Genomic DNA, 4,082 nt, shown 5'->3' with positions numbered 1-4,082 from the left:
TTTTATTTTTTAAACTAGCGGACTTATATTAATTATTTTATAAAGGAGAATTAATTATGGGAATTAAAGATAAATTTAATGATTATTTTAAAGATTCATATTTTAAAAAATACGGAGATAGAATAACTAGTACAGCGGGTACTATTATTTCTTTTAAAATAGAAGAGAAGAATTATATTATTTTCAAAAAAATCATAGTTGATGTAATTGTAAAGCCTGATTCAGGAAAAGGTGTTTCTAAATGTAAATATACTAAAGGTAAATGGTTTAAGAAACCTGAATTCATTCCTATAAACAAAGGACATAAAGTTATGATTATGGGACTTTCAGGAGTTAAGGGTAAAGAGGATGCATCTGTAATTCAGATTCAAAATATTATAAACTTAACTAATAAGAGAGACTTAGTTCCTATAGACCATTCTGAAATAAAGAAAGCACGTCAACAAGCAACTAGAATGCAAAGAAGATAATTTTTAAGAGCCGTATTTTTATACAGCTCTTTTTTAATGTCTACACTTCATAGTCTATAACTATTCTATTTTCTGTTACACTTCTTACAAATTCACCAGCTTTAACATGGTGTGGATTTACTTGATAACTTTCTAAATCTTCTAACGTTTCAAACTCTGAATATAAAACTATATCCTTAGCAACACTTGTGCTATTTACATTGATTCCAACTTCTATAAACTTAATTTCTGAAATTAATCCTTTAAGCTCTTCTAATCTTTTTTTCATTTCTAATCCATTTTCTTTTTTGTTTTCACCTTTTAAATCCCAACTTACAATATGTTTTATCATCTTTTTTTACACCTCTTTTAATTTTCTATGAAAAATGGTTGTGTCCATGCTTTGGCACCATCTTCTCTATATACCTCTATTCTAACATATCCTTCATTACCTTTAACAGTATAGCTTGACTCTGTTCCTTTTTCTATCTTTAATACTTCACCATTTTTTCCAATGAATTTAAAAAATACATAGGGAACTCTATCATCATCTTTTTTTAAAGATATAGTGTTTCCATCTACCTTTATATCTTTTATTTTCACTCCAAAAGAAGCATAAAAGCTTCCTCTTCTCATTGCTTCTATTATCTCTTCTTTAGTTTTTTCTTTTGCTAAAACATAATTATATGCTCCACCTGCTCTTGAAAAAATATGCATATCATCATTTGCAAATCCAAAAACTTTTTTCCCATTTGATAGTAGTTTGTCCCATAAATCAGTAGCTAATGCTATCCCCTTACAGTCCATTCTTACATTATTATTGAAAATCTCGATTCCCGTATAGTTTTCTAAATTCATTAATTCCTCATATGTCCAATAATCTAAGACTCCTAAATGAGGATGACAAATTATATTTATTCCATTACTGTCATTTACTCTTCTAAATAACATATTATGATTATTGTAATCTTCTCCATTATCATAATACTCTAAAACATTAATTCCTAAGGTTTGTTTTTTTTCTTTTTTAAATTCTACACCTTCTATTAATACTATATCTTCTCTATCTTTATATTTTTCTAAATTTGTAATTAACATATGGTCTGTAATACTTAAAAAGTCATATTTCATTTTATAGCCTGTATACATCTCAATTACTTTTTCAAGACTATAATGTCCACAAGGACTATTATCAGTATGAGTATGAAGGTTACCTTTTAAAAAGGCTCCCTCATAATCATATAGATTTACTATTTTCATTTTAACACCTACTTTATTTCTTCAAACAATAGTTTTAAAACTTTTTCTCCTGCTTTTCTGTTCTTTCCTTTGTAAGGGAAGCAATGTATATGAATTGCTGGATTAAAGTTTATTTCTATTATTCCATAGTTATTTTCATTTTTTTCTTCATGTATGTTTTCTATCATCATATCTACACCAGTTATTTTTGCATTAACTGCCTTTGCAGATTTTATAGCAACTTCCTTATAGCTTTGATGAATTTCATCAGTAAAGTCAATACTATCTCCACCTGTACTTATATTAGAGTTTTCTCTTAAATAAACTACTTGCTCTTTCTTTGGAATATATGAAAAATCTAAGCCTATATTTTTAAGGAACATTTCTTCAGCTTCTGATGCTCTTATTTTTTCAAGAGGTGTTTTATATCCTTTTCCTCTTAATGGGTCTTTATTCTTCATTTTTATTAAAGTTTTAATATTATGAACTCCATCTCCTGTAACATTTGCAGGTACTCTATGAAGTATTCCTACAACTTCATTATCTATAACAAGAAATCTATATTCTTTTCCTTTTATAAACTCTTCAATTAAAATTGAATTATCTTCTTTAAAAGCTATTTCTAATGCCTTTTTATAGTCATCCTTAGTCCATTCTTCTTTAAATATTGTTATTCCTACACCAAAATTCGTTGTTTTAGGCTTAATAACTATTTTTTTACCCTTATATTTAGAGTAACTTTCTAATGCTTCTTCAACTGAATTATAATGCCCACCCATTGGAACTCTTATTTCATTTCTTTCTAATACCTTTTTAGATACTAATTTATTTTCCATTATTAATGCAGTTATATAATTATCTTTACTTGTTTTTGTGGCTTGTTTTACATACTCTTTATGTCCTCTAAATTCTAGCTCTATAAAATTTTCATCTCTATCTAAAATTTCAAAAGACACACCATACTTTAGTGCTTCTATAATAAGTATTTGTGTTGATAACTCTAAATCTTCGTATCCTAATAATTTAAAAGCATTTTTCTCACTTTCTTTTTTATTTTCTTTTGCTATTCTCATATAATATTTTAAATAACTAGTTTCTTTTATTCCTTCTATTAATCTGCTTGCAATTGTTAAGTTACTATCTTTAAATCTTAATTTAGATTTTTCTATTATTTTAGTAAAATCTTTTTCATAAGCTGTATCTACAAAAACTTTATTTTTTATTTCTTCAATAAATTCTAATATCTCTGTTCCAGCTTTTTCTACAGTAGTTTCTTTTCCATTTATAATTAATGTACTTTCCTTACTGTTTTTTATTGCTCTATTGTCATTCTCTATACATTCTTTATGTACTTCTGTAGTATACTTTTCATCTTCTTTGAAAAGGCAAAATAATACATATAAATGAATTAAATAAAGAGAATTTTTTGATATCCCAAATTTTGTCGTAGGATCTAAGTCTAAAAGTCTTATTTCAATATATCTAACACCATTTTTTTCTAAGTTTTCAAGCATATCGCCATCTTCTTTAGACTTAAATCTTATAGCACTATAATATTCTTTTGCTTCTTGTATACACTTATCATTAATTAAATTTTTCACATCTACTATATATTCTTCTAAGCTGTTATAAGAAACATAAAAATCTTCTTCATTTCTATATCCACATCTACTATTTCTTAAAGATCCAACACCTTTAAAGTAATAATCTTCTTTATTTAAAGCCTCTCCTTTTTCAGTACATCTTTTAACATAACTGCTATGGAATACTGGACTTGCTCCTGTTAGATAATTTAAAAACCATTTATACTTTAAAAAATTTCTTCCAATCTTGAAATATAAGTCATTTTTAAATTCTTTTAAATCCACATCTCTTTCTTCTAAAGCATAAAGTTCTTCTATAAACTCATCTTTAAAAGAAAAATTGTAATGAACTCCACTAACAAGCTGTCTTTTCTTTCCATACTTTTTCACTAGATTTTCTCTATAAATTTTTGCTTTTTCGTCCTTTAAATCTGCTACTTTTATTTTATCCTCTGATGGAAGCTTTGGTGGATTACTTTGTGGCCATAAATATTCATCTTTTAGCTCTATATTCACTATATTATTTAAATTTTCCATAAAGCTATAAGCTAAATCTATTGATTCACAAACTGGAGTTACCATTTCCATTTGACTTTCTGCAAAATCTCTTTTTATAAAAGGATTCTCTTCTTTAAATACTTCTGGATGTTTTTTAAGTGAAATTTCTCCATTTTTATCTACTCTAATATTTTCTTTTTCTAATCCATAATTACATTGAATTAAGCCTTTATTTAATCCATTTTCAATTATTTTATCTAATAATTTATTCATTTAATATTCCTTCCTTAAATTGCAATTATATTTCTATTTA

Annotated in this window: 4 protein-coding genes; 1 reads left to right on the top strand and 3 read right to left on the bottom strand. The window is 26.1% G+C overall.

Going from position 1 to position 4,082, the window contains the following annotated elements; genetic code table 11:
• Positions 1-56 precede the first annotated feature (56 nt).
• Entirely contained in the window at positions 57-470 is a 414-nt protein-coding gene (locus ACRC28_RS16020; protein ID WP_438544447.1) for a hypothetical protein, read from the top strand.
• A gap of 40 nt (positions 471-510) precedes the next feature.
• Here ACRC28_RS16020 and ACRC28_RS16015 read toward each other — a convergent pair whose 3' ends face one another.
• From ACRC28_RS16015 to gshAB, 3 genes are read right to left on the bottom strand one after another with little or no spacing between them, the layout of a single operon-like run.
• The gene (locus ACRC28_RS16015) at positions 511-801 is read right to left on the bottom strand and encodes a Dabb family protein (protein ID WP_438544446.1); all 291 of its coding nucleotides are present in this window, start codon (positions 799-801) and stop codon (positions 511-513) included.
• A 17-nt stretch (positions 802-818) separates the two neighbouring features.
• Entirely contained in the window at positions 819-1,709 is an 891-nt protein-coding gene (locus ACRC28_RS16010; protein ID WP_438544445.1) for a hypothetical protein, read from the bottom strand.
• 8 nt (positions 1,710-1,717) lie between these two features.
• The gene (gene gshAB / locus ACRC28_RS16005) at positions 1,718-4,042 is read right to left on the bottom strand and encodes a bifunctional glutamate--cysteine ligase GshA/glutathione synthetase GshB (protein ID WP_438544444.1); all 2,325 of its coding nucleotides are present in this window, start codon (positions 4,040-4,042) and stop codon (positions 1,718-1,720) included.
• Between the last annotated feature and the right edge of the window lie 40 nt (positions 4,043-4,082).

This window comes from Clostridium sp. (assembly GCF_051650885.1).
Taxonomy (GTDB): Bacteria; Bacillota; Clostridia; order Clostridiales; family Clostridiaceae; genus Clostridium.
The sequence above is the reverse complement of the archived record's forward strand: the minus strand, read 5'-3'. Positions and strand labels throughout refer to the sequence as shown.